1 protein-coding gene is annotated in these 290 nt (G+C 46.2%); it reads right to left on the reverse strand.

Annotated features, from left to right (window positions below; translation table 11 throughout):
- Positions 1 to 22: 22 nt before the first annotated feature.
- The coding region (locus BTV99_RS13685) for a hypothetical protein (RefSeq protein WP_075102694.1) at positions 23 to 290 on the reverse strand (268 nt) is incomplete at its 5' end.

A 290-nucleotide genomic window follows, 5' to 3' on the forward strand; every position in this document is an offset into this window, starting at 1 on the left:
CCAGATACCGACATCATCAGATTTACTCATGACATCCCCCCTTCTCTACTTCAGGCATCATCAAAAACGCATCCACACTCTCAAAGCGCTCAAAGCTGTCTTTTGCCAGCTGAAATAAAATATCAATCTTGTGATGGTCATAACACTGCATCTGTATAGGTACAACCCTCAGCTCACAAATGGCCAATAAGGTCGCAAACTGTTCAAGGCGACTACCCGCTTGACTGCTATCCAGCCATCGACCTATGGTGGTGGGATCAACGTTGAGACTTTGTGCCAGATAACAGCGT

The sequence above is a fragment of the Psychrobacter sp. Rd 27.2 genome (assembly GCF_001921755.1).
GTDB lineage: Bacteria > Pseudomonadota > Gammaproteobacteria > Pseudomonadales > Moraxellaceae > Psychrobacter > Psychrobacter celer.